24 protein-coding genes and 1 pseudogene are annotated in these 23,273 nt (G+C 66.9%); 10 read left to right on the top strand and 15 right to left on the bottom strand.

All coding sequences use genetic code 11. From position 1 onward, the window contains the following. Positions 1-72: 72 nt before the first annotated feature. The 3 genes from AC3G88_RS09520 to AC3G88_RS09530 form a co-directional block, all read right to left on the bottom strand. Positions 73-582, bottom strand: a complete 510-nt coding sequence (locus AC3G88_RS09520; protein ID WP_488772749.1) for a pilin — start codon at positions 580-582, stop codon at positions 73-75. A gap of 237 nt (positions 583-819) precedes the next feature. Further along, positions 820-1,137, bottom strand: coding sequence for a YnfA family protein (locus AC3G88_RS09525; protein WP_488772748.1), 318 nt, complete (start codon positions 1,135-1,137; stop codon positions 820-822). Between the two features lie 224 nt (positions 1,138-1,361). Continuing rightward, positions 1,362-2,303 (bottom strand): LysR family transcriptional regulator, encoded by a 942-nt coding sequence (locus AC3G88_RS09530; RefSeq protein ID WP_488772747.1) that lies wholly within the window; start codon positions 2,301-2,303, stop codon positions 1,362-1,364. 132 nt (positions 2,304-2,435) lie between these two features. Between AC3G88_RS09530 and AC3G88_RS09535 the strand changes: the two genes are divergently transcribed. From AC3G88_RS09535 to AC3G88_RS09545, 3 genes are read left to right on the top strand one after another with little or no spacing between them, the layout of a single operon-like run. Beyond that, positions 2,436-4,265: a gamma-glutamyltransferase family protein gene (locus AC3G88_RS09535; protein WP_488772745.1), complete on the top strand. Its 1,830-nt coding sequence runs from the start codon at positions 2,436-2,438 to the stop codon at positions 4,263-4,265. Positions 4,266-4,310: 45 nt separating this feature from the next. Then, entirely contained in the window at positions 4,311-5,288 is a 978-nt protein-coding gene (locus AC3G88_RS09540) for a Bug family tripartite tricarboxylate transporter substrate binding protein (protein WP_488772743.1), read from the top strand. A 2-nt stretch (positions 5,289-5,290) separates the two neighbouring features. Then, on the top strand, positions 5,291-5,800 hold the full coding sequence (locus AC3G88_RS09545) for a GAF domain-containing protein (protein WP_488772742.1): 510 nt from the start codon (positions 5,291-5,293) through the stop codon (positions 5,798-5,800). 273 nt (positions 5,801-6,073) lie between these two features. On the opposite strand, the gene AC3G88_RS09550 is transcribed toward AC3G88_RS09545, so the two are convergent. The 6 genes from AC3G88_RS09550 to AC3G88_RS09575 form a co-directional block, all read right to left on the bottom strand. Further along, entirely contained in the window at positions 6,074-6,796 is a 723-nt protein-coding gene (locus AC3G88_RS09550) for an MgtC/SapB family protein (protein WP_488772741.1), read from the bottom strand. A gap of 72 nt (positions 6,797-6,868) precedes the next feature. After that, a complete protein-coding gene (locus AC3G88_RS09555) occupies positions 6,869-7,858 on the bottom strand; it encodes a flavin-nucleotide-binding protein (protein WP_488772740.1) in 990 nt (329 codons plus the stop codon). Positions 7,859-7,913: 55 nt separating this feature from the next. Next, on the bottom strand, positions 7,914-8,525 hold the full coding sequence (locus tag AC3G88_RS09560) for a glutathione S-transferase family protein (protein ID WP_488772738.1): 612 nt from the start codon (positions 8,523-8,525) through the stop codon (positions 7,914-7,916). Between the two features lie 126 nt (positions 8,526-8,651). Next, positions 8,652-9,575: a LysR family transcriptional regulator gene (locus AC3G88_RS09565; protein ID WP_488772737.1), complete on the bottom strand. Its 924-nt coding sequence runs from the start codon at positions 9,573-9,575 to the stop codon at positions 8,652-8,654. A 20-nt stretch (positions 9,576-9,595) separates the two neighbouring features. Next, the gene (locus AC3G88_RS09570; protein WP_488772736.1) at positions 9,596-10,654 is read right to left on the bottom strand and encodes an AI-2E family transporter; all 1,059 of its coding nucleotides are present in this window, start codon (positions 10,652-10,654) and stop codon (positions 9,596-9,598) included. A gap of 81 nt (positions 10,655-10,735) precedes the next feature. Then, complete coding sequence (locus AC3G88_RS09575) at positions 10,736-11,158, bottom strand: LysR family transcriptional regulator (protein ID WP_488772735.1); 423 nt, start codon at positions 11,156-11,158, stop codon at positions 10,736-10,738. A 634-nt stretch (positions 11,159-11,792) separates the two neighbouring features. On the opposite strand from AC3G88_RS09575, the pseudogene AC3G88_RS09580 reads away from it, so the two are divergent. Beyond that, positions 11,793-12,143 (top strand): annotated as a pseudogene (locus AC3G88_RS09580) (ShlB/FhaC/HecB family hemolysin secretion/activation protein); the annotation flags it as partial. A gap of 33 nt (positions 12,144-12,176) precedes the next feature. Here the strand turns inward: AC3G88_RS09580 and AC3G88_RS09585 are convergent. Continuing rightward, positions 12,177-13,097: a LysR family transcriptional regulator gene (locus tag AC3G88_RS09585; protein ID WP_488772734.1), complete on the bottom strand. Its 921-nt coding sequence runs from the start codon at positions 13,095-13,097 to the stop codon at positions 12,177-12,179. Positions 13,098-13,219: 122 nt separating this feature from the next. On the opposite strand from AC3G88_RS09585, the gene AC3G88_RS09590 reads away from it, so the two are divergent. The 5 genes from AC3G88_RS09590 (at position 13,220) to AC3G88_RS09610 (ending at position 18,215) form a co-directional block, all read left to right on the top strand. Beyond that, positions 13,220-14,389, top strand: a complete 1,170-nt coding sequence (locus AC3G88_RS09590; RefSeq protein ID WP_488772733.1) for a CaiB/BaiF CoA transferase family protein — start codon at positions 13,220-13,222, stop codon at positions 14,387-14,389. Positions 14,390-14,428: 39 nt separating this feature from the next. Beyond that, positions 14,429-14,896: a MaoC family dehydratase gene (locus AC3G88_RS09595; RefSeq protein WP_488772732.1), complete on the top strand. Its 468-nt coding sequence runs from the start codon at positions 14,429-14,431 to the stop codon at positions 14,894-14,896. A gap of 115 nt (positions 14,897-15,011) precedes the next feature. Then, positions 15,012-16,031, top strand: a complete 1,020-nt coding sequence (locus AC3G88_RS09600) for a Bug family tripartite tricarboxylate transporter substrate binding protein (protein WP_488772731.1) — start codon at positions 15,012-15,014, stop codon at positions 16,029-16,031. Positions 16,032-16,068: 37 nt separating this feature from the next. Next, entirely contained in the window at positions 16,069-17,229 is a 1,161-nt protein-coding gene (locus tag AC3G88_RS09605) for an acyl-CoA dehydrogenase family protein (protein WP_488772730.1), read from the top strand. 14 nt (positions 17,230-17,243) lie between these two features. Beyond that, a complete protein-coding gene (locus AC3G88_RS09610) occupies positions 17,244-18,215 on the top strand; it encodes an acyl-CoA dehydrogenase family protein (RefSeq protein WP_488772729.1) in 972 nt (323 codons plus the stop codon). Between the two features lie 18 nt (positions 18,216-18,233). Here the strand turns inward: AC3G88_RS09610 and AC3G88_RS09615 are convergent, their stop codons facing one another. The 5 genes from AC3G88_RS09615 to AC3G88_RS09635 form a co-directional block, all read right to left on the bottom strand. After that, the gene (locus AC3G88_RS09615; RefSeq protein WP_488772728.1) at positions 18,234-19,229 is read right to left on the bottom strand and encodes a FecR domain-containing protein; all 996 of its coding nucleotides are present in this window, start codon (positions 19,227-19,229) and stop codon (positions 18,234-18,236) included. Continuing rightward, positions 19,226-19,735 (bottom strand): sigma-70 family RNA polymerase sigma factor, encoded by a 510-nt coding sequence (locus AC3G88_RS09620; protein ID WP_488772727.1) that lies wholly within the window; start codon positions 19,733-19,735, stop codon positions 19,226-19,228. The genes AC3G88_RS09615 and AC3G88_RS09620 overlap by 4 nt, the downstream gene beginning before the upstream one ends. A gap of 168 nt (positions 19,736-19,903) precedes the next feature. After that, positions 19,904-20,563 carry an MliC family protein gene (locus AC3G88_RS09625; RefSeq protein WP_488772726.1) on the bottom strand — a complete coding sequence of 220 codons (660 nt, stop codon included), beginning with the start codon at positions 20,561-20,563 and terminating at the stop codon, positions 19,904-19,906. Positions 20,564-20,585: 22 nt separating this feature from the next. Then, entirely contained in the window at positions 20,586-20,972 is a 387-nt protein-coding gene (locus AC3G88_RS09630; protein WP_153949383.1) for a cupin domain-containing protein, read from the bottom strand. A gap of 104 nt (positions 20,973-21,076) precedes the next feature. Beyond that, entirely contained in the window at positions 21,077-21,919 is an 843-nt protein-coding gene (locus tag AC3G88_RS09635; protein ID WP_488772725.1) for a LysR family transcriptional regulator, read from the bottom strand. A 140-nt stretch (positions 21,920-22,059) separates the two neighbouring features. On the opposite strand from AC3G88_RS09635, the gene AC3G88_RS09640 reads away from it, so the two are divergent. Then, entirely contained in the window at positions 22,060-23,271 is a 1,212-nt protein-coding gene (locus AC3G88_RS09640) for a CaiB/BaiF CoA transferase family protein (RefSeq protein WP_488772724.1), read from the top strand. The last annotated feature ends 2 nt before the right edge of the window (positions 23,272-23,273 follow it).

A 23,273-nucleotide genomic window follows, 5' to 3' on the forward strand; every position in this document is an offset into this window, starting at 1 on the left:
TTCATCGCCGGCCAGAAATGAAAAAAGCCCCGGGGAAAGTCCGGGGCTTTTTCAGATGTGGCCTATTTCTACTTAACCACCTGCCGGAGCAACGATCGGGCAGCTTGCCGGAGCGTAATTTGCGCTCCAGCTCGACGACGTGCCAGCGGTCATGCTGCAGCTCCAGCTGCCGGTGTTTGCCACACGGTTCCACGTAATGACGGCGCCAGAGACTGCAGCCGATGCCGTATTGCCCAATGTGGCCGAGATGGTCATCGGGTCAGTCGTCAGCACGACGACAGGAATGCCGCCAGCGTTAGTTAGCAAGGTCGATACGGTGCGGCCAGGATTGCACTCCGTCGCGCCCGGGTTTGCCGACGTCACAACAGTCGTGCGACCTTCATTCAGGCAGGTTTCGACAGCCGTGCGCAGCGCCGACGTTTCACCGATCACGCGATTGATCTGCGACTTCGCGACATACGATTGATATTGCGGAATCGCAATCGCAGCCAGGATACCGATGATCGCGACCACGATCATCAGTTCGATCAGCGTGAAACCCTTCTGGACCCGTTGGTGGATTCCCATCCGTGCTTTTTTCATGGAATTGACCCCTTTGAATTAGTTGAGAACAGCAGCTGCTGTCGGGGTCCTATAGAGCAACAGGTGTGCCAGGTCACATTTCGGCTAGAAATCGTTGAAATGTGAGATTTCTTGTCACCTGTAACCAGATGTGTCTGCCAAATCCTGTCACCCCACTCTGGTAGGGTGTGGCTCAAGATGCATAAAGTGACGGATTTTGTCAGAAAAAGTGGCGCTTAATTCGCCCTTAATCTGAGTTCAGCGCGGCTGAAACACGATTACCGCCATGCCGGCGACGGCGATTGTGACACCTGTCATATCCCAGATGCTGGGCCGCACGCCGTCCACCAGCCAGAGCCAGACGATGGCCACTGCTATATAGATACCGCCGTAGGCGGCATAGACCCGGCCCGAGGCGTCGGGGTGCAAGGTCAGCAGCCAGGCAAAGACCGCCAGCGAAGCCGCGCCGGGCAGCAGCACCCAGGGGCTGGCGTTCTGGCGCAGCCAAAGGTAGGGCAGGTAGCAGCCGAGGATTTCGGCCAGGGCGGTCAGGACGTAGAGCACAACGGTCTTCATTGGATTGTTTGTCTTGGTTGATGGAAGGTGCTGGCGGTTCAAATTGCCATATGCCGGCAAGCTGAACCTCGATGCCCTCTCCCCCGGCCCCTCTCCCGCCGGCGTGAGAGGGGAGCAAAACGCAAGCCTTTGAAGGCCTCGTGGTGTTCTCCCCTCTCCCATGAAATGGGAGAGGGGTTGGGGGAGAGGGCAAGCCCATCCCCATCCACCGCCCCCAAATCCCACTACCCCACCGCCGCCTTCAACGCCGCCACCAGCGGCTTCACCAGATCGTTCTCCTCTGACTCCCGCCGCCACATCACGCCCACAGGCGGCAAATCCCAACTCAGGGAAAACGGCAGCGTCGCCGCGTCGCCCAGTTCGATCAGTTCGGCGGCCACGGCACGCGGCACGATGGTGATGGCGTCGGGCTGGCTGCGCAGCAGCGTGGCCATCGGCTTGATCGAGTAGGTTTCGACGATCGGCAGCGGCGGCGCCACGCCGGCCACCGCGAACATCGTATTGATCGTACGGCGTACCGGCGTATGCGGCGGCGGCAGAATCCAGTCGAGTTCGGCCAGCCGCTTCCAGTCGAGGTCGCCGCGCGACAGCCGCGCCCTGGCCCGCGAAGGTACCACGAGCACTGGCTCTTCCCGGTACAGCGGCTCCTGCACGATGTCTTCCCCCGCCAGGTAGAACGAGCGCGCAATCGCGCAGTCCAGTTCGTGCTGGCGCAGCGCGCCGACCAGTTCGTCGGTGGTGCCCTCGCGCACGACCACCGAGAGGCGTGGCTGCTGGTTGAGCCCGTACGCCAGCGCGGCGTCCAGCACCGCGCGGGCCGTGTAGGGGATCACGCCCAGCCGCAGCCGGCCACGCCGGCCGGCCTCGATCACCGCCAGTTGCCGGCCCAGCGCCTCGGCATCGGCCAGCGTCATGCGCGCGTGGCTCAGCACGGCAGCGCCGGTGGCGGTGGGCTCCAGGCCGTTGCGCGTGCGCGTGAACAGCGGCGTCATGAAGATGTCCTCGATCTCGCGCAGGGCCTTGGTCACGGCCGGCTGGGACAGGTTCATCTCGGCCGCCACGCGCGACACGGATCGCTGCCGCTCCAGCGCCAGCAGCAGCGGCAAATGGCGCAGACGCAGGCGCGACACGATCTGATGCAGCAACTTGTCGGTGGCAATCGGCATGGCGGGGCGAGAAGGCGGCGAATGGGTATAACCGAATGGTAATGCAACGATAAGTTATTCGACGTTGGCAGTTATTTCGGCTGCCTATACTCGAACCACAAATCAAATGCATCAAACAGGAGTCATTTGCCCATGTTCACGACACGCCCCGAGATCGTCGGCACGTTCGGCGTCGCTGCTTCCACCCACTGGCTGGCCACCCAGACGGCCATGGGCGTGCTGGAGCGCGGCGGCAATGCGTTCGATGCAGCCGTGGCGGCGGGCTTCGTGCTGCAGGTGGTGGAACCGCACCTGAACGGCCCCGGCGGCGAGGTGCCGATCCTGTTCTGGAGCGAAAAGGACCGCGCGGTGCGCTCGGTCTGCGGCCAGGGCCCGGCCCCGGCGCTGGCCGACCCGGAGGCGCTGCGCAAGCAGGGCATGGAACTGATGCCCGGTATCGGCCTGATGCCCGCCACGGTGCCCGGCGCGTTCGGCGCGTGGCTGACCATGCTGCGCGACCATGGCACGTGGTCGCTGGCCGACGTGCTGGCGCCGGCCATCGGTTACGCACGCAACGGCTTCCCGCTGGTGCCGCGCATCTCGCAGGCCATCCTGGCCGTGCAGCAGCTGTTCCGTGACGAATGGCACAGTTCGGCCGATACCTGGCTGCCCGATGGCCGCGTGCCGCGTCCCGGCGCACTACATACGCTGCCCGTGCTGGCCGATACCTACACACGCATCGTCGAGACGGCCGTGAGCCGGAGCGACAGCCGCGAAGGCCAGATCGACGCGGCGATGCACTGCTGGTATCGCGGCTTCGTGGCCGAGGCCATCGACGCATACTGCCGCACCACCCCCGTGCGCGACACCACCGGCGAGAAGCACACCGGCCTGCTGCGCTACGACGACCTGGCCGGCTGGAAGCCCACCGTGGAAGCGCCGGTCTCGCTCGACTTCGGCCGCTATGCGGTGGCCAAGTGCGATATCTGGAGCCAGGGCCCGATGTTCCTGCAGCAGCTTGGCATGCTGCGCCACGCCAATCTGGATGCCCACGCGCCGACCTCGCCCGAATTTGTCCACACCATTGCCGAGGCCGCCAAGCTGGCGATGGCCGACCGCACGGCCTGGTACGGCGATCCGTTGTTCGAGGACAGTCCGCTCTGTGCGCTGCTCAATCCGCATTACCTGGCCGCGCGGGCCGCGCTGATCGGCGACCGCGCGTCGCTGACGATGCAGCCGGGCGCGCTCAAGGGCCGCGCGCCGCGTATGCCGGACCTGACCGTGGCCGACCGCACGCTAGCCGCGGCAGATACGCGCTTCGGCATCGGCGAGCCCACGTTCGCGGCGCTGCCGCCGGTCAGCGAATGGGCCGAGCGCGAAGTGTTCGTCGGCGATACCTGCCATATCGACGTGATTGACCGCCACGGCAACATGGTGGCGGCTACGCCGTCGGGCGGCTGGCTGTCGTCGAGCCCCACCATTCCGGCGCTGGGCTTTGCGCTGAACACGCGCCTGCAGATGACGTGGCTGGAGCCGGGCCTGCCCAATACGCTGGCACCGGGCAAGCGCCCATGCACCACGTTGTCGCCGTCGCTGTGCCTGCGCGATGGGGAACCGTATATGGTCTTCGGCACGCCCGGCGGCGACCAGCAGGACCAATGGTCGCTGGCCTTCTTCATGCGCCATGCGGTGCACGGCATGAACCTGCAGGAAGCGATCGACGCGCCGGCCTGGCATATCGACCATTTCCCGCAATCGTTCTGGCCGCGCCAGACCACGCTGAACCGCATCACCGTCGAGTCGCGCTTCCCGGCCACCACCATCGAAGCCCTGCGCGCCCGCGGGCACGAAGTTCGCGTAGGGGAAGACTGGTCCGAAGGCCGCATGTCGGCGTGCACGCGCGAGCGCGACGGCAAGGGTCGCCTGGTGCTGCGCGCGGGCGCCAATGCGCGCGGCATGCAGGGTTATGCCGTGGGCCGCTGAATCGCATCACATCAGACAGTTCGAAGACAGAAGGGGAGTTGCATCATGAGGTCCGTATTGAAAAGCCTGCTGTGCGGTGCCGCCGCGCTGGCCATGTCGTTCGCCGGCCACGCCGGGGCCGCCGACACCTATCCCGCCAAGCCGGTCACGCTGATCGTGCCCTGGGCCGCCGGCGGTTCCACCGACATCCTGGCGCGCGTGCTGTCCGAGCACCTGACAAAGTCGCTGGGCCAGCCGGTGATCGTCGACAACAAGCCCGGTGCGTCGGGCAACATCGGCTCGGCGATGGTGGCGCGTGCCCAGCCCGACGGCTACACGCTGCTGATCGGCTCGATGAGCACGCACGCCATGAACCCGGCGCTGATGGCCAACATGCCGTTCAAGGGCGTGGAGGATTTCACGCCGCTGGGCCTGCTGGCCTACGTGACCAACACGATGGTCGTGCATCCGTCGGTGCCGGCCAATAACGTCAAGGAACTGGTCGCCTACGCCCGCGCCAATCCCGGCAAGCTGGCCTACGCCAGCGCCGGGCCCGGCTCGACCAACCACCTGAGCGCCGTGCTGTTCGAGAAGATGGCGGGCATCCAGATGCTGCACGTGCCGTACAAGGGCGGTGCGCCGGCCGTGGTGGATACCGTGGCGGGTCAGACCCAGCTGCTGTTCTCGGCCGGCACGCAGACGCTGCCCCACGTGAAGGCCGGCAAGCTCAAGCTGCTGGCGGTGACAGAGGCCAGGCGGTCGCCGCTGCTGCCCAATGTGCCGACCGTGGGCGAGACCATCCCCGGGTATGAACTGTCGGTGTGGTACGGCGCGTTCGGTCCGAAAAACATGCCGCCCGCGCTGGTGGCCAGGCTGAACACCGAAATCAACCGCGTGATGTCGCTGCCAGAGGTCAAGGCCAAGATGGACGCGATCGGCGTGGAAACGGCCACCTCGACGCCGCAGGAGTTTGCCAAGATCCTGCGCCGCGATGCCGACCGCTACGGCAAGCTGATCAAGGACCTGGGCATCCACGGAGAGTGACGATGGCAAGCGTCGATACGCTGGGCCACTGGCAAACGCACCTGCATCCGCTGTTCGACCGCCTGCGCGCCGCCGCCACGCCGCAGGCTGTCATGGACGCCGTTGGCGCAGCCACGCTCGATATCGTCGGGCCGGGTTTGCTGACGATCAACGCCTGGCACGTGGAAAGCCGCGAAATCCGCCGGCTCTGGTCGTCGGACCCGGTGGCCTATCCGCCCGGCGGCAAGAAGGTCAAGGGCGATACGGGCTGGACACGCCAGCTGCTGGACCGTGGCGAAGTCTTCGTGGGCGAAGGCGACGCGGCGCTTGCCGCCGTATTCGACGACATCGCCACGATCCGCGCGCTGGGCCTGAACGGCGTGGTCAACGTGCCGCTGTGCCACGGCGGGCGGGTAATCGGCACGTTCAACTACCTGGCCGGCGTGGAATCGTGGACCGCTGAGGACATCACGGCGCTGCGGATATTGGGGCAGTTTGCGGTGGGGGCTGTCTGCGAGGCAAGCGTGGACTGATTGTTGTCTCCCTCTTCAGCAGTGCGGGAGAGGGAGCAAGCCGACGGAGGTTGAATGGCGTGCGGTGTTCTCCCTCTCCCGCCTTGCGGGAGAGGGGCGGGGGAGAGGGTCGGCCGTTCAATCTGCGACAAGTCGGCAAGCAGAGCCGCCGTTGCCCTCTCCCCCAACCCCTCTCCCGCCTTGCGGGATAGGGGAGCAAGCCGACGGAGGTTGAATGGCGGGCGGTGTTGTCCGTCTCCCGCAGCGGGAGCAAACAGCCCGGCAAGCGGCCGCCTACTCCGTCGTACTCGCGCTCCAGAACGCCTGGCTGACCACGCTGGTGCCGCCCAGGCGGGTCACGATCTGGTCGAGCACATCGCCATCGACCGATGTGGCTGCCAGCGCCGCCTCGATTTCCACATCCTGTTCGCCGAACGCGCGCACTTCGAGGTCGCGCGTCGGATACTGGGCCGCCTCCAGCGCCTCTTCCAGCAGGCGCATCGCCGTTTTCTGGTAGTCGCGGGCCGTGATCACATGCACGGTGTGCGTGACCTCCACGGCCGTGGTGTCCAGCGGCTGGCGGTTGATCCGGTCAACCACCGGGCGCAGCAGCGTGTTGGCGGCCAGGATGAACAGCGCGGCAATCCCGGCTTCCGCAATCATGTCGGCGCCGGCGCAGGCGCCCACCGCCGCCGAGCACCACAGCGTGGCGGCGGTATTGAGCCCGCGCACGTTGCCTTCCTCGCGCATGATCACGCCCGCGCCCAGGAAGCCGATGCCCGAGACCACGTACGCAATCACGCGCACCGCGCCGTCATGCCCCGCGATATGGTTGGCCAGGTCGACGAAGATGGCCGCGCCCACCGCCACCAGCACATTGGTGCGCAGGCCGGCCGTGCGTTGGCGGTACTGTCGCTCAAAGCCGATCATGCCGCCCAGGATGAAGGCGGCGGCCAGGCTGATGGCGGTATCGAGCAGCGATTGCGGATTGATGTTCTGCAGGGCTTCCAGGGACATGGGCGGCATCCGGTCGGGCCAAAAACTGGCGCGATTGTGGCACAGCTGCCGCCGTTCCCTGAAACTTCCTGTTCAGCGCCAGCTGCCGGTGGCCAGCGCCTGCGGCGACGCGCCATCGGGATCGATGTCCCAGCGCAGCGGCAGGGCGCGGTCGCGCCGCACGATCTGCTCGGGCGTGAATCGCCACAGCCGTTGGGCACCGTCGAAGGTGGCAATTTCTGGCGAATCGATGATGACTTCGGTGCGGCCGCTCAGTTGCAGCAGGTCGCCCGTGGCATAGCTCACGAACACCAGGCCGGCCACCGGATTGACCATCATGTTGCCGAGCGTGTTGAAGAACGTGTTGCCCTGGAAGTCTGGAATCGTCAGGGTGCCATCGTCATCGACGCGCACAAAGCCGGGCTTGCCGCCGCGATGCGAGACATCCACCTGGCGCAGCCCGCCGGGCAGGTCCACATAGGTCGCCACGAAAAACGAATCGGCATGGCGGATCAGCGTCCGCGCGCGGGCATCCAGCGCATCGAGCATCTCGGGCGGCTCGCTGGCCGGCGTGGCCGGGTCGCGGGTCATCACGGGCGCGCGCTTCTGGATGTACTGCGGGCAGTTGCCGAAACTCTGGCCCACCGCCACCTGAAAGCCCTGGGCGCCCGTCGTGGCATCGCGATGGATCGTGCCGTTCATCCGGTTGCGGCGCCGGGTATGCGGCTGGATGCCCAGCAGCCCGATGGCGTTGCCGTCCTCCATGCCCGCGTCGGCCGGATCAGCGGCGTCGCGCACCATCGCCACGTCGAGCTGGCGCGGATCGGGCGAATGCAGGAAGCCCGGCTGACCGCCGCGCACCGTTGCCCAGGGCCGCCCATCCGGTGCCACCGTGCCAATCACGACCGACGGCAACATGGCGAAGAAGTCGCGATGCTGGTCCGGCATGTAGTCGCGCACCACGCGCGAGCCCACTTCGGCCAGGCGTTCCTCGGCGCCGATGCTGGCTTGCAGCTGGCGCTCGCCGGTATGCCAGGGCGTGCCGGGCAGGATTTCCACGTGCGGAACCGGATGCGGGGTCATGACGGACTCCTGAAGTTATGCGGGATGCCGGAACGGCGGGAAGCGCGGGCGGGGTTCAGGCGGCCAGGCCGACTGGCGTGGTCTGGAACGGGATGAAGCCGGGCAACGCTTCCACGCGCGCCAGCCACTGGCGCACATTCGCGTAGTCCTTCAGGTCGACAAAGCCCTCGGGCGCGCGCGCCGTGTAGCTGTACAGCGCCACGTCGGCAATGGTCGGATGATCGGCGGCAAGCCAGGCGCGGCCCGCCAGCGCGTCGTCCATGCGCTTGAGCACCACGTGTGCGCGTTCGATCGCGTCCTTGCTGTCGTACGGGGCCTTGAAGACAGTGATGATGCGGGCGCGGGCGGGGCCAAATGCGATGTCGCCCGCGGCCACAGACAGCCAGCGTTGCACAGCGGCGGCCTCGGCGGGGGCTTCGGGCAGCCAGTCGGTACGGCCCAGCTTCTTGCTCAGGTAGACCAGGATCGCGTTCGAATCGCTGATCACCGTATCGCCATCGACCAGCACGGGCACCTGGCCGAACGGGTTCATGGCCAGGAATTCCGGCGTCTTGTGGGCGCGCGCCAGCAAGTCCACATCGATCCACTCGGCAGGCTGGCCCAGCAGCGACAGAAAGAGCCAGGCGCGGTGCGAATGTCCGGAAAGCGGGTGGCCGTACAGTTTCATGATGGATGTCCTTGGTCGATTATTGTGGTATCGGGCGCAAACGCTGCGTACGGATCGACTATAGACACCCGGCTGGGCGGGAAAAACCGGTGAAGCCCGAAGGGACTCTTGTGAAATCCAGAAGAATCAGCGGGTTCGGGCGCTGTCGGGAATGTTCAGCGAGGCCTGGCCGCGCAGTTGCGCCACGGCCAGGTCGATAAACGCGCGCACCTTGTGCATGGCGTGCCGGCCCTCGCGGTGGATGACGTGGATCGGCAACGGGTCGGGCTCGTAGTCTTCCAGCACGATCCGCAGCCTGCCGTCGCGCAGTTCGTCGGCAATCTGGTAAGACAGTACGCGCGTCAGGCCGAAACCGGCCACGGCGGCGGCAATCGCGGAATCGTTGGTGGTGGTGGCCAGGCGTGGGGTCAGCCGCACGGGCAGCGGCTCGCCGTTGCGCATGAAGCGCCATTCGGGCGCGGTGGAGATGCCCGTGGTCTGGATCACCGCATGGCGCGCCAGGTCGTCGGGCGACGCCGGTGTGCCGTGTTGCGCCAGGTAGTCCGGCGCGGCACAGACCACGCGCCGCACGTGGCCCACCGGGATGGCCTGCAGCGAAGAACTCGGCAGCGGGCCGATGCGAACGCCAACGTCGATGCCCTCGTCGATGAAATTCACCACGCGGTCGACGAACATGCAATCGACATCGACCTCCGGATAGCGGCGCAGGTACTCGACCACCACCGGCGTGACAAAGCGCCGGCCAAACAGCACCGACGCGGTGATCGACAGCCGGCCGCGCGGCGCCTCGTGCGCGCCGGCGGCGGCCAGTTCGGCGTCGTCGATCTCGGCCAGGATGCGGCGGCAGTTCTCGTAGTAGGCGGTGCCGGTGGGGGTGGGGCGCACCACGCGCGTGGTGCGCGTGAGCAGGCGTACGCCCAGATGCGTTTCCAGGTCGGTCACGATTCGACTGACCACGCTCAGCGACGCGTCGAGCTTGCGCGCCGCGGGCGTGAAGCCGCCGCATTCCACGACGGCCACGTAGGTCTTCATTGCTTGCAGTCGGTCCACGGCGTCTTTCGCGATTGGCGTCAGTGAGCCGCCGGGTCTTCGGCGTTGTTCAGGTCCCAGCAGGCGATGAACAGCGCGGCGATCAGCGGCCCGATCACAAAGCCGTTCAGCCCGAACAGCGCCATGCCGCCCAGCGTGGAGATCAGCACCACGTAGTCGGGCATCTGGGTGTCCTTGCCCACCAGGATCGGGCGCAGCACGTTGTCGACCAGGCCGATGACCACCAGGCCAAAGCCGATCAGCACGCAGCCCTTGAGCACCGAGCCGGTCAGCAGGAAGTAGACCGCCACCGGCGCCCAGATCAGGCCCGCACCCACGGCTGGCAGCAGCGACAGGAAGGCCATCACCACGCCCCACAGCAGCGACCCCTGGATGCCCAGCACCGCGAAGATGCCACCGCCCAGCACACCTTGCGCCGCCGCCACGGCGATATTGCCCTTGACCGTCGCGCGCACGACCGTGGTGAACTTCTGGATCAGGTGCTGCTTGTGGGCCGCGCTCAGCGGCACGGCCAGCCGTATCCGGCGCGACAGCTGCGGGCCATCGCGCAGCAGGAAGAACAGCAGGTACAGCATGATGCCGAAGCCGATCATGAACTGCGCCGTGTTCTGGCCGATGCTCAGCGCGCGCGTGGCCAGCATCTGGCTGGCGGACAGCGCGCTGGCGCTGAGCTTGTCCTTGAGGTCGGAAATGCTGGCCAGGTCGGCGCGCGCCAGCATGTCGCGCACGAAAGGCGGCAGCGCATCGGCGGCGGACTGGAAGTAGTGGCCGAAGTTGATCCGGCCGGAGCGGATGTTGTCGTAGAGGTTCACGCCCTCCTGGATCAGCGACATCGTGATCACGATCATCGGCAGGATCACCAGCAGCAGCACCAGCAGCAGCGTCAGCAACGCCGCGATGTTGTTGCGGCCGCGCAGCGCCGACACCAGCCGCCGCTGCAGCGGCGCAAAGATGATGGCCAGCACCGCGCCCCAGAACACCGCGCCGTAGAAGGGCAGAAGAATCCAGAAAAATGCGATGGTGACTATCGCCAGCAACAGCAGGAACGTCTTGTGATGCAGACCGTCGGGGTCGGCCATGGGTCGAGCCTCAGTTTGCGAGCCAGTGGCCATTCTACGATGTTTGCCGAATGGCGCCGTGGCGGTCGGCCTGCCGGGCGTTCACTCCGCGCCGGGGCCGCCCGTGGTGGGCGGGTCGCCGGCACCCGTGGATTCCGCCACGAGGCTGTCCCACATCGACAGCAGCCGGACGGCACATGGATAGAGCCGGCGCGCGGCGGCCGTGGGGTGCATCGACGCGGCCTCGCGCGAGAACAGCGTGGTGCCGAGCCGATCCTCCAGCCGGCGGATCGCATAGTGGATGCAGGCGGCGCGGATGCCGGTGTGGCGCTCCGCCGCGATGGCCGATTCGTGCTGCATCAGCATGACGAAGCGGCGCAGTTGGGTCGTGTTGATGTGTCGGACGGGCAGGGGCGCATGCAGGCTGTCCGGCGGGCGGACCGGCAGGGAGCGCGCCAGACGCGGGCGGCGCGGTGCGCTGCCGGGAAGTGCGGCGTCCGGCTTTGCTTTGTCAATGTCCCACATTCTCGTGCTGCCCAAGGCGGTATTGCAATGAGGCCGGATTGTGCAGCGATTCGCTGCGCAGGCACTTGTCCCCCGACAAGTTGCGCAGCGTGCGACGGCAAAGAAGCCCCGCAGGCCCGCGCGGCACCGCGCATCGACATCGGAATTCTCCGAATCCACGCGATGTCGCGGATCGCAATTCGACGATTTTTCCCGCATACACACGGAATCAATGCGGAGCGGCGGAGCATCGCAGTTGGAGGTCTTTCTTCTTCGCATTGGCCCGTTCTGCCTCAGCACAAACCTGGTACGCCTGTCGCCAAATCATTGCACTCCGTTGTGTCGATACGCCACTGAAGTCAGATGTAAAGAAGTCTCAGATCGGCCGTTTTCACCTACGGATTCTGGCGATTTTTCGAAACTGTCTCTTCGGCTTCTTCGGCCGGCGGGCGCGCCCGCTCGCGCCGTTGCACCCGTGATAAACGTGTGACCAAAAATGAACGGACGTTCACAAATAGAGGGTCTTTCGGTACTTCGTCCCCTCCAGTAACCTGCGCGCCGTTTCGATTTACTTTTCCGGTTGAAACGGTAAAGCGCGCGACAGGCAGGTTCTCCGGTCCGAATGACCCGGTGTTGCCTTGAAGATCCGCATTACGTGGATGACTTGACGATTGGCAGCCGATATACCGTACGGGGTTTCGATGGCGAGAGCCAGCTTGCCGGCGAGCGTGGATTCTATTGGCGCAACGAACTGCAGGCGCCCCTGGGAGCCAGCGGCCAGGCGCTTTACGTCGGTCTCGATTATGGCCGCGTGTACGGACCATCGACCCAGGCACTGGTGGGCACACAACTGGCCGGCGCGGTGATCGGCATGCGCGGCGGCGTGGGCTCGCAACGGTTCGGCGGCGTGTCGTATGACGTGTTCCTGGGCACGCCCGTGTACAAGCCGGAGCCATTCAATACCGCCGGGGTGACGGCGGGGATGCAGGTGGTTTATCAGTATTAGTCCATGAGCAATCGCCAACGGCCGCGCGGAACGCTAATCGCTGCCTGACTCCTGCCATGGCTCTCCCTCCGCAATCCTTTGCGCCACTGACACAAACCGTTGCACATGCCGGTCGTCGGTGTCCTGCTGCGTGGCCAGTGCGATGCCGATGCGGTTGGTCGGGCGCGGGCTCGACAGGCGCAGAAAGCGCACGCGCCGGTTGGTGTAGCGCGCGGTCACGCCCGGCACCAGGGCCACGCCCAATCCGCTTTCCACCAGGCTGACGATGGTCTGCACCTGCACGGCTTCCTGCGTGATGCGCGGCACGAAGCCGGCCTGCTGGCATAGCAGCATCGCCACGGCTTGCAGGTTCGGCACGTCGGCGCTGGGATGCATGATGAACGGTTCGTCGGCCAGCGCCTTCAGCGCGATGCTGTCCTGGCTGGCGAAGCGGCTGTCGGCGGGGACGGCGGCCATGAACGAATCGGACTCCAGGGGCAGCAGCTGAAACGGCCCGCTGCTCAGGATCGGAAAACGCACCAGGCCGGCGTCGAGCTGGCCGCGCTCGATGCGGTCCAGGATCGCCGCCGACGTTGATTCATGCAGGATCAGCTCGATGCCGGGGTGTTCGCCACGAAACGCCGGGATCAGCCGGGGCAGCAGCGCATAGGTTGCCGATCCGACAAATCCCACGCGCAGCGCGCCGCGCTCGCCATGGGCGGCCGATTGGGCGGCGGCGCGGGCCTGCTCCGCATGGAACAGCGCACGCCGCGCATCGTTCAGGGCGGCCTCGCCGGCCTGGGTCAGGCGCACGCCACGGGTGGTGCGCACGAACAGCGGCGTGCCTAGCGACGCTTCCAGCTTGCGGATCGAGATGGACAGCGGCGGCTGCGCCATATGCAGGCGCTCGGCGGCACGGTGGAAGTTGCCGGTCTCGGCAAGCACGACAAACTGCTGAAGCTGGCGCAGGTCCATGGCGATATACGGGCGATATACAGGTGATATCAGTTCCTAAATATCTAATATTAGACGCAAGCGTCCGACTGGACTACGCTAGGCCCCCATCAGTTCCATAAAAGCCATAAGGAGACACCGCGATGCTGCCCTTGTCAGGTATCCGTGTCATCGACCTGTCGACAGTCGTGATGGGCCCCTACGCCAGCCAGTGGCTGGCCGACCTGGGCGCCGAAGTGATCAAGGTGGAAACGCCCGACGGCGATTCCACGCGCCGCACCGGCCCGGCCACCGAAGATGGCATGTCCGCCATTTTTTTGGGCGTGAACCGCAGCAAGAAGAGCGTGGTGCTGAACCTGAAGCAGCCGGCCGCGCAGGCGGCGCTGCACAAGCTGCTGGCCACGGCCGATGTGTTCCTGCACAGCATGCGCCCGCAGAAGCTGGGCAAGCTGGACCTGGACCCGGCCAGCGTCATGGCGCGCCATCCGCAACTGGTCTACGTGAGCCTGCTGGGATTTGCCGAGGATGGCCCCTATGGCGGCCGCCCGGCCTACGACGACATCATCCAGGGGCTGTGCGGCAATGCCGCGCTGATGGCCGCGCAGACCGGCACCGTGCGCTACTTCCCGACCATCTCGGCGGACAAGACCAGCGGCCTGGTGGCCGCGCTGTCGATTTCCGCCGCGCTGGCCGGCCGTGCGCGCAACGGCGGCAAGGGCGGGCTGGTCGAAGTGCCGATGTTCGAATCGATGGTGGCGTTCAACCTGGTCGAGCATCTGTACGGTCAGCATTTCGAGCCGCCGCGGGCCACGGCCGGCTATCCGCGCGTGCTGGCGCCGTTGCGCAGGCCTTACCAGACGGCCGACGGCTACGTCTGCATGATGCCGTACACCGACGCCCACTGGCGCGACTTCTTCCGGGCCGCCGGCCGCGACGACCTGGCTGCCGATGCACGCTTCACCGACATCGCGGCGCGCACGCGCCATATCGAGACGCTTTACGAAATGACCGGCGAACTGGTGCGCGAGCGCAGCACCGACGACTGGCTGGCGCTGTGCGAAACGCTGCAGATTCCGGTGGCCCGCGTGAATGACCTGGATGAGCTGGTGGATGACCCGCACCTGCGGGCCACGGGCTTCTTCGATCAGGTGCACGACCCGGCCATGGGCACGCTGCGCTTTCCGGGCGCGCCGGTGCGCTTCGACGGCGAGCGCGCGCATGCCGCCGTACCGCCGCGCCTGGGCGAGCACACGCGCGAGGTGCTGGGCAGCCTGGGCCTGAGCGACGCCGAGATTGCCGCGCTGGGCGATTGAGCCGCGAACACCCCCATCGACACACGACACGGAGACCACATGACCGCAGCACAGCCGCAACGCCTGGGACAGGGCTTCTACTGGCAGGACATCCGGGAAGGGCAGGTATTCGAAACCTTCCGCCGCACCGTGACCGAGACCGACCTGGTCAACTTCATCTCGGTCACCGGCATGCTGGAGGCCATTTTTATCGAGGAAGGCTACGAGGCCGGCGCGATCAAGGGCCGTCCCGTGCCGGCCGCGCTGACCTATGCGCTGATCGAGGGCTTCATCCTGCAGACGATGATCCAGGGCACGGGCCTGGCCATGCTGGAGCTGACCCAGAAGATCCACGGCCCGGTACTGGTGGGCGACACGATCCACGCGCGCATCACCGTGACCGGCGTGCGGCCGACGTCGAAGAGCGGCCGCGCCGTGGTGGATTCGTTGATCGAGGTGTTCAACCAGCGCCAGGCGCTGGTCATGACCTATACCGCGCGGCGGCTGCTGGCCGGACGCGAGGCCTGACACGGGCCGACGGCCCCACGGCGTGACGGCGTGACGCGCCGGTTGCGCCGGTCGCCCGCTGCTGCGCTTCCTGACGGGGCGGGGCAGGACACGGTTTTTACCGGAGGAGACAACCATGCCCATACAGAGCAGAATTGCCAGGCATTGCTTCAATATTTCCACGCGCCGCGCATGGCTGCTGGCACTGACGGGGTGCGCGCTGGCCGTCGCCGCGCTGCCTGGCGCGGTGCTGGCCGCCACCTATCCCGACCGGCCGATCCGGCTGGTGGTGCCGTTCCCGCCCGGCGGTCCCACCGACCTGGTGTCGCGCGTGATCGCCCGCAAGATGTCGGACGAACTGGGCCAGCAAGTGCTGGTCGACAACCGGCCGGGCGCCAACGGCAATATCGGCAACGAGATCGTCGCCAAGGCGCCCGCCGATGGCTACACGGTGCTGTACAACACGTCGTCGATTGCCCTGAGCCAGGCGCTGTACAAGAAGCTGCCTTACGACGTGAAGCGCGACCTGCTGCCCGTGGCGATGACGGCCAATGTGCCGTTGGTGCTGGAAGTCAACGCGCAGGTGCCGGCGAACACGGTGCCTGAATTCGTGGCGTGGCTCAAGTCGCATCCCGGCAAGATGACGTATGGATCGGCCGGAAACGGCAATGTCACGCATCTGGCCGCGTTCCTGTTCCTGCAGGCCAACGGACTGGACGCGGTGCATGCGCCGTACAAGGGCAGCGCGCCCGCACTGACCGATCTGGCCAGCGGCCAGGTGCAGTTCATGACCGATACGATCAATTCGTCGCTGCCGTTTATCCGCGACAAGCGCATGAAGGCGCTGGCCGTGACCAGCGCCGCGCGCAGTGCGCAGTTGCCGGATGTGCCCACGCTGGCGGAATCGGGCATGCAGGGGTTCGAGGTCGGTGCCTGGCAGGGCATGATGGTGCCGGCGAAAACGCCACCCGACATCGTGCGCAAGCTCAACGCCGCCGCGCTGAAGGCGCTGGGCTCGGCCGACGTGCGCGCCAGCCTGGCCGCGCAGGGCGCCGAAGCGCGCGGCTCCAGCCCCGATGCCTACGCGAAATACCTGACGCAGGAAATCGACCGCTGGCAGAAGGTGGTCAAGGACACCGGCGTCACGCTGGACTGACCGGCAGCCGGCGAATGGATCGGTAAAGGAGTCGACATTGCATCCGTTGTTTGGCACGTTCGCGCTGACCGCCTTGCCTGCCGGCGCCGCCGCGTTCCGGCAGGAAGTGAAGGCCTTCCTGCGGGATCACCTGCCCGCGCTGCCGCCCGATGTACGGGCACGCTCGTGGATGGGTTTCGATGCCGGCTTCAGCCGCGCGCTGGCCCGGCGCGGATGGGTCGGTATCACGCTGCCCGCGCAGTACGGCGGGGCCGGTCTCGACGCGTTCTCGCGCTTTGTGCTGGTGGAGGAACTGCTGGCCTGCGGCGCGCCGGTTTCGGCGCACTGGATTGCCGACCGTCAGAGCGGCCCGCTGATCCTGCGCTACGGCAGCGACGCACAACGGGCGTTCTACCTGCCGCGCATCTGCCGCGGCGAGGCGTTCTTCTGCATCGGCATGAGCGAGCCCAATTCGGGCTCCGACCTGGCCAGCGTGGCCACGCGTGCGGTGCCGCTGCCCGATGGCAGGTGGCGCCTGAACGGCCGCAAGATCTGGACGACCAATGCCGACCGCTGCCACTTCATGCTGGCGCTGGTGCGGACGTCGGGCGAGACCGGAGACCGGCGGCAGGGGTTGTCGCAGGTGATCGTCGACCTGTCGCTGCCGGGCGTGACCGTGCGGCCGATCCACGACCTGGCCGGCGACGCGCATTTCTCGGAAGTCAGCTTTGAAGACGTGCAGTTGCCCGCCGACGCGCTGGTCGGGCAGGAGGGCGCCGGCTGGGAGCAGGTCAACGCGGAACTGGCTTTCGAGCGCAGCGGGCCCGAACGGCTGTATTCGAGCGTGGTGCTGCTCGATGCATGGATGGCCGCCCTGCGTCGGCAGCCGGCGGTGCAGCGCGATCTGGTGACTGTCGGGCGGATCATGGGGCAACTGGCCACGCTGCGCGCCATGTCCCTGGCCGTGACCGCAAGGCTTGCAGCCGGCGAAAGCCCGCTGGTCGAGGCCGCGCTGGTCAAGGACCTGGGCACCGGGCTGGAACAGTCGATCGGCGCACTGGCCGAGGCGGCATTGGGCGCCGATGCCGACCTGGCCGCCGATGCCGACCTGTATCGCACGGCGGCCTATGTGAGCCAGATCTCGCCGACCTATTCGCTGCGGGGCGGCACGCGCGAGATCCTGCGCGGGATGATCGCGCGCGGCCTGGGACTACGCTGACACGGAGAGAGGGCATGGACGACATCTACGCCAATGCGCTGGAAACGGTGCTGCGCGATCACTGCACGCCAGCCGTGGTGCGGGCCATCGAGGCGGGTTCCGGGTCCGCGGCATCTGCGCTCTGGACGCAGCTCGATGCCACCGGCTTCGCGGACAGCCTGCTGCCCGACGCCGGCCTCGCGCTGCGCAACCTGTTGCCGATGCTGTGGGTCACCGGCCGGTACGCGACCCCGCTGCCGCTGGGCCAGACGATGTTTGCGCGCGCGCTGCTGCACGCGGCCGGCGTCGCGATACCGGACGGCCCCGTCGCACTGGCCAGTTTCGGCGTGCAAGCGCGGACCCTGATTGCCGATGGCGCCACGGCAAGCTGGTTCCTGGCGCAGCAGGCCGACCGCGCCTGGCTACTGCCGCGCGACGCCGCCGATGTGGCGCCGACCGGGGTGCACGGCGACCTCGCCGTCAGCATCGCCGGCGCGCCGGCGTCAGACTTTGCCTTGCCGTCGGGCACGCTGCGCACGATAGGCGCCGCACTGCATGCCGCGCAGATGGCCGGGGCCATCGCCCGTGTGTTCGATCTGACCCTGCAGTACGCCAACGACCGCGTGCAGTTTGGCCGGCCCGTGGGCAAGTTCCAGGCGATCCAGCACCAGATCAGCGTGATGGCCGAGCAGGTGGCGGCCACCCGCATGGCCGCGCAGATCGCATTTTCCGGCGATGGGGCGACCCCGCATCGCATGCACGCGGCCATCGCCAAGCTCGGGGCCAGCGAAGCCGTTGCGCCGGTCACGTCGATGGCGCACGCCGTGCACGGGGCCATCGGCGTGACCGCCGAATACGACCTGCAGCTTTACACGCGACGGCTGCACGCCTGGCGCGTGGCCGACGGGTCGGAACGATACTGGGCCCGCGAGATCGGCCAGGCGGTCTGCGAGGCGAACGGTGGTGCGGTGGACATCATCCGTGCCTGGAGCGGCGAGGCCGCGTAAGGGCGCGGGGAACGACGATCAGGCCGGCAGTACCGTGGTCCAGTAGCGCGTCATGAAATGGATACGCACGGGCAGCATGCCGCGCAGTGCGTCGAGGATACGGTCTGTGTCGGCAACGGGGAACGTGCCCGACACGCGCAAATCCGCGACGGCCGGATCGCAGCGCAGATGGCCCGGGCGGTAGCGGTCGACATCGGCCAGGAACGCATCGAGCCGCATGTCGGCCGCCACCAGCATGCCGTCGGTCCAGGCGGTGGCAGCGTCGGACAGCGGGGCGGGTGCCTCCACGCGCCGTGCCGTGAACTGCGCGGCCTGGCCGGCCATGACGATGCGTTCGGCGGCCCCGGTCTCGGCGGGGCTTACCGATACGGCGCCTTCGGTCACACCAATCCAGTCCGCATCGGTGAGATGCCGTACCGCGAAGCGCGTACCCAGCGGCCGCAGCGTGGCGGCTTGCGTGGCGACGACGAACGGGCGCGGCGTGGGCGCGGTATCGCGCGCAGTTTCGATCTCGATTTCGCCACGCTTCAGGACCACGCGGCGCTCGGTTGCCGAAAAGGCGATGTCGATGGCGGTATCGGTATTGAGCCGCAGGTGCGTGCCGTCGTCGAGCGTGAGCCGGCGCTGCTCGCCCACGGCGGTGGCGGCATCGGCCAGCCATCCCTGCAGCGGCGTGTGTTCGCGGGTCATCCACGCCACCCCGCCGCCCACGAACAACGTGGCGAGCGCGCGCACGGCCTGGCGGCGCCCGGCTGACCGGGGTGGCGTCAGCGCGGCGCTGGCCACGGTGCTGGCCAGCGGCGATGCCACGCCGCGCAGCCGCGCCAGCCGGGCATTGACGGCTTCGATATGCGCCCATGCGCGGGCGTGTTCCGGATGCTGATCGAGCCAGCGGCGCCACGCCGCACGGGTGGCGTCATCGGCGTCGCTGCCTTGCAGCGTGACCAGCCATTCCACAGCGGCATGCGCCACGTCGGACCTGACGGCAACGGTCGAGGCGGTTGCGCGGGTCATGACGCGGCCATCGCGAAATAGCACTGCGTGCCGGCGCGGACCAGATAGCGTTTGACGGTGGTGACGGAGATCCTCAGCGCAGCCGCGATGTCGGACTGGCTCAGGCCATCCAGTTGCGCCATCAGGAAGGCGCGCTGCACCGGCACGGGCAGGCCATCCAGCAGTTCGGCGATTTCCTGCAGCGTTTCGAGCAGGATGGCGCGTTCCTCGACCGAGGGCACCAGCGACGGCGCCTGGTGCGCCAGTGCTTCCAGATACGCTTGTTCGAGCTTGTCGCGGCGCCACTGATTGGCCATCACGCGTTGTGCGACGGTGGTCAAAAAGGCGCGCGGCTCAAGGATGGAAGGCGATTCCTCGCGGGCCAGCAGGCGCATGAACGTGTCCTGCGCCAGGTCCGCCGAACGGTGCCAGCAGCCCACCTTGCGGTGCAGCCAACCCAGCAGCCAGCGGTGGTGGTTGCTGTATAGCGCGTGAATGTCCTGATGTGGACCGGCGTCGGCGGCCATTGTCCTTTCCTTGTTGCCGCGGCGGGCCTGCTGAGGTACGAATACCGTGGAAATGAGAATCGTTATTATATGGAGGCATGCGGCAGCGGGCAAATGGAACTTCGGGGGCACGTGGAGAACGTCGTGCCGGTGCCACGCTTGGGGCGTGGGGCCGTCCTCAGTGGGCGGTCAGTGGGCGGTCATTTCCACGCGGCAGTCCATTTCGGGTTTGCCGGGCAGGACCAGCCGGGCATTCGGGCCTTTGTCCCAGAACTGGGCCTCGCCGTCCTTGAGCGTGGCGGCATAGCGCGCGCCAGAGGCGGCGGGGGCTTGCTGGAGCACGATTTGCTGATCGAGCCATCGCAGATAGGCGTAGCCGGGGTCGGTCTGCACGAAGGTGCCGGCGATCACCGCCTCCACGCCGGGGCAACGGATATTGAACGGGCCCCGGCTGATGCCGCGGTCGTCCTGGGTGCGGGCGCCTGCGTAGCCGTGGCGCAGGTCGAAAATGCGCTGCAGGTAGGTGGTGGCGGTGCAGGCGTGCACGTCGTCGGCCTTCCAGCAGTCGTTGCGGCCCTTGATCCAGCCCCGTTGCTCGGCGATCAGCGATTTCTTCTGCGCGGTCGGCAGCGACCGGGCATCGAGCGCCAGGCCGTAGAGCCGGGTAGTTTCGCGATCCAGCCGCGCCAGGGCGGCGTCCTTGCACACCAGCTGTTCGATCTGGCCCTCTGCCTTCTTGCAGTCGAAGCTCGGCGTGGCCGCGGTCTGTGCGGCGTGTGCCGGGCTGGCGAGAACCAGAATGGCCAGGAGCAGGGTCGGGACGTTCGGCAGGGCGCGGTGGCTGGGCATGGCAGGAACTCCTGCGGGCCGCTCAGCCCGCGTTGCGATCGATCACGACGAAATGCTTGCGCACCGGTTCGATGACTTCGAAGACGCCTTCAAAGCCCGCGGGGATCACGCAGGCATCGCCCGGGCCGAACTCCCGTGCGCTACCAGTATGGCTGGTGATGCGCAGCCGGCCACTGATCACGCAGAAGAATTCTTCCTTGCCGGCCGGAAAGGCGATGCGCCACGCGCCCGGCTGGCACGCCCAGATGCCACAGTCGAAATCGCCCTGCTCGGCGCTGTAGTGCGTCCAGGTGGTGCGATCCGGATTGCCGGCCACCAGGCGGTCGGGACGTGGATTGTCATGGGCAGGCGCCGGTTCGGCACGGAAATCGACCAGGGAGACGGGCGCGGGGGACGTGGGATGCGACATGGATGGCAACCCGGCGAGAGCCGGGCCAGGCAGGGTGTAAAGCCGTAAGTGTAGCCGCCGGTGGCAGGCCTGCCCGGGCGCCGGCCGGGCTCGGCGGGCATCGGTCAGCGGCCGGCCGCCTTGTCGCGCAGGAAGGCAACCAGCGTCGTGACGGCACGCGTCTGGTAGCGGGCCGGCATGTACAACAGGTACATGGTCGTGCGCAGGAACGCCAGATCCTGGGGCGGCAGCGGCAATTGCAGCAAGGTGCCGGCGGCCAGGTCCCCATCGACCATGTAGTGGGGCACCAACCCCACGCCCAGCCCTTTCAGGATGGCGTCGCGAAGGAAGAAAAAGTTTGCCGACATCAGTCGGGGGCGGATATTGGGCACCCCGCCCGCCGCGCCCGCCCGGCCCGCCGCATGCAGTTTCTGGCCGGTCAGTTCCGACGTGATCAGCGGCAGGTCCCGAAACTGGTCGAGCGTGCGCGGCATGCCGTATTGGCGCACGAGCTGTGGGGTGGCGCAGGCGACATATTCGACATCGCCCAGGCTGTGCGCCACCGCATTGGTTGGCGCTTCTGCCATGACGCGGATGGAGAAGTCCACCGCCCCCTTGAACATCGTCATGAATTCGATGAACCACGCCGACATGGTGTGCTGGCCGAACCCGCTCGGCACGCTGAGCCGCACCGTGCCGCTCAGACGCTTGCCCAGGCTCTGCACCGATTCCTGGGCGGCCATCAGTTCCTGGCGGATGGCGCGGCCATGTTCGTAGAGTTGCCATCCCAGTTCGGTGGGTTCGAGCTGCCGGGTGCTCCGCCTGAGGAGTTCGGCACCCAGCTGCCGCTCGAAATGATTGAGCCGCTTGCTCACATTGGCGCGGCTCATGCCAAGCTGGCTCGCGGCGCGGCTCAGGTTTCCGGCGTCGATGATATCGACCAGCAATGCGAGCGCGTTCAGGTCCATTGTCAACCTTGAGTATGCAGATATGTTGAAAACCGGTTGCAATTGTCAAGGATTAGGAACATATGGACAATGCTTCCTCGTAAAGACAACCGGACCTCCCTGTCAGGAACCGATCCGGGACGCGGGGAGACGCATCAAAAATGAATCAGGAAAACATGGCATCGCTGCCGCTGGCCGGCGTGCGGGTGCTGGACCTGTCACGTGTGCTGGCAGGGCCGATGTGCGCGATGGCGCTGGCCGACCTCGGTGCGGACGTCATCAAGGTGGAACATCCCGCCCGGGGTGACGACACCCGCGACTGGGGCGTGCGCATCGGCACGCGCAATACCTCCTACTTCAATAGCGCCAACCGCAACAAGCGTTCGGTGACGCTGGACCTGCAAAGCGAAGCGGGCCTGGTGCTGGCGCAGCAACTCGCCGCGCAGTGCGACGTGGTGATCCAGAACTTCAAGGTGGGCGGCGCCGAGAAACTCGGCCTCGGCTACGAACAGCTCAGCGAGATCAATCCGCGCCTGGTCTACTGCTCGATTTCCGGCTATGCGCGGTTCACCCCGGAAGCCGAACGCCCGGGCTACGACCTGGTGGTGCAGGGCGAGTCCGGCGTGATGGCGACCAACGGCGAGGCCGGCCAAGGCCCGCTGAAGTTCGGCGTGGCGGCCGTGGACATGTTCACGGGCATGTATTCCGCCCAGGCCATCCTGGCGGCGCTTTTCGCGCGCCACACCACCGGCCGCGGCCGCCACGTGCAAATGGCGCTCTACGACTGCGGCGTGATGATCACGTCCTATTACGGCATGGAGGCCTTGCTCAAGGCCGGCGATCCGCCCAAGTTCGGCAATGCGCATCCGTCCATCGTGCCCTATGGCGTGTTCGAAGCGGCCGACGGCCCGCTGGTCATCACGGTCGGCAACAACGGACAGTTCCAGCGATTCTGCCGCGAGGTCATCGGCTGCCCGGAATGGGCGGACGATGAACGGTTTGCCACCAACACCGCCCGCTCCGCGCATCGTGACGTGCTGCTTGCGCAGGTCCGCGAACGGCTCCGACGCTTCACGCGTGCCGATCTGCTGCAGCGCCTGACGGCTGCCCAAATCCCGTGCGGCGAGGTGCTGGGCATGCTTGACGCCCTGCAATCCGAACGTACCGCGCAGGCGGGCCTGCTGCATCGCTTCGAAGACAGCGAGGCCGGCACGCAGGCCGTGTTGGCGCCGCCGTATGCGCTCGATGGCCAGCGTCTGCCGGTGCGCATGCCGCCTCCCCACATGGGCCAGCACACGCACGAGGTGTTCAAGGAATTGCTGAAGCTCGACGACGACGCCATCGCGGATCTGCAATCCCGCGGCGTGATCTGACA

It is taken from the genome of Cupriavidus sp. 86D6 (genome assembly GCF_057815095.1).

What these genes read in the sequence shown, in the direction of transcription:
- AC3G88_RS09520 (WP_488772749.1), bottom strand. Translation starts at nt 582, where the DNA reads ATGAAAAAAGCACGGATGGGAATCCACCAACGGGTCCAGAAGGGTTTC.
- AC3G88_RS09525 (WP_488772748.1), bottom strand. Translation starts at nt 1,137, where the DNA reads ATGAAGACCGTTGTGCTCTACGTCCTGACCGCCCTGGCCGAAATCCTC.
- AC3G88_RS09530 (WP_488772747.1), bottom strand. Translation starts at nt 2,303, where the DNA reads ATGCCGATTGCCACCGACAAGTTGCTGCATCAGATCGTGTCGCGCCTG.
- AC3G88_RS09535 (WP_488772745.1), top strand. Translation starts at nt 2,436, where the DNA reads ATGTTCACGACACGCCCCGAGATCGTCGGCACGTTCGGCGTCGCTGCT.
- AC3G88_RS09540 (WP_488772743.1), top strand. Translation starts at nt 4,311, where the DNA reads ATGAGGTCCGTATTGAAAAGCCTGCTGTGCGGTGCCGCCGCGCTGGCC.
- AC3G88_RS09545 (WP_488772742.1), top strand. Translation starts at nt 5,291, where the DNA reads ATGGCAAGCGTCGATACGCTGGGCCACTGGCAAACGCACCTGCATCCG.
- AC3G88_RS09550 (WP_488772741.1), bottom strand. Translation starts at nt 6,796, where the DNA reads ATGTCCCTGGAAGCCCTGCAGAACATCAATCCGCAATCGCTGCTCGAT.
- AC3G88_RS09555 (WP_488772740.1), bottom strand. Translation starts at nt 7,858, where the DNA reads ATGACCCCGCATCCGGTTCCGCACGTGGAAATCCTGCCCGGCACGCCC.
- AC3G88_RS09560 (WP_488772738.1), bottom strand. Translation starts at nt 8,525, where the DNA reads ATGAAACTGTACGGCCACCCGCTTTCCGGACATTCGCACCGCGCCTGG.
- AC3G88_RS09570 (WP_488772736.1), bottom strand. Translation starts at nt 10,654, where the DNA reads ATGGCCGACCCCGACGGTCTGCATCACAAGACGTTCCTGCTGTTGCTG.
- AC3G88_RS09575 (WP_488772735.1), bottom strand. Translation starts at nt 11,158, where the DNA reads ATGTGGGACATTGACAAAGCAAAGCCGGACGCCGCACTTCCCGGCAGC.
- AC3G88_RS09585 (WP_488772734.1), bottom strand. Translation starts at nt 13,097, where the DNA reads ATGGACCTGCGCCAGCTTCAGCAGTTTGTCGTGCTTGCCGAGACCGGC.
- AC3G88_RS09590 (WP_488772733.1), top strand. Translation starts at nt 13,220, where the DNA reads ATGCTGCCCTTGTCAGGTATCCGTGTCATCGACCTGTCGACAGTCGTG.
- AC3G88_RS09595 (WP_488772732.1), top strand. Translation starts at nt 14,429, where the DNA reads ATGACCGCAGCACAGCCGCAACGCCTGGGACAGGGCTTCTACTGGCAG.
- AC3G88_RS09600 (WP_488772731.1), top strand. Translation starts at nt 15,012, where the DNA reads ATGCCCATACAGAGCAGAATTGCCAGGCATTGCTTCAATATTTCCACG.
- AC3G88_RS09610 (WP_488772729.1), top strand. Translation starts at nt 17,244, where the DNA reads ATGGACGACATCTACGCCAATGCGCTGGAAACGGTGCTGCGCGATCAC.
- AC3G88_RS09615 (WP_488772728.1), bottom strand. Translation starts at nt 19,229, where the DNA reads ATGACCCGCGCAACCGCCTCGACCGTTGCCGTCAGGTCCGACGTGGCG.
- AC3G88_RS09620 (WP_488772727.1), bottom strand. Translation starts at nt 19,735, where the DNA reads ATGGCCGCCGACGCCGGTCCACATCAGGACATTCACGCGCTATACAGC.
- AC3G88_RS09625 (WP_488772726.1), bottom strand. Translation starts at nt 20,563, where the DNA reads ATGCCCAGCCACCGCGCCCTGCCGAACGTCCCGACCCTGCTCCTGGCC.
- AC3G88_RS09630 (WP_153949383.1), bottom strand. Translation starts at nt 20,972, where the DNA reads ATGTCGCATCCCACGTCCCCCGCGCCCGTCTCCCTGGTCGATTTCCGT.
- AC3G88_RS09635 (WP_488772725.1), bottom strand. Translation starts at nt 21,919, where the DNA reads ATGGACCTGAACGCGCTCGCATTGCTGGTCGATATCATCGACGCCGGA.
- AC3G88_RS09640 (WP_488772724.1), top strand. Translation starts at nt 22,060, where the DNA reads ATGAATCAGGAAAACATGGCATCGCTGCCGCTGGCCGGCGTGCGGGTG.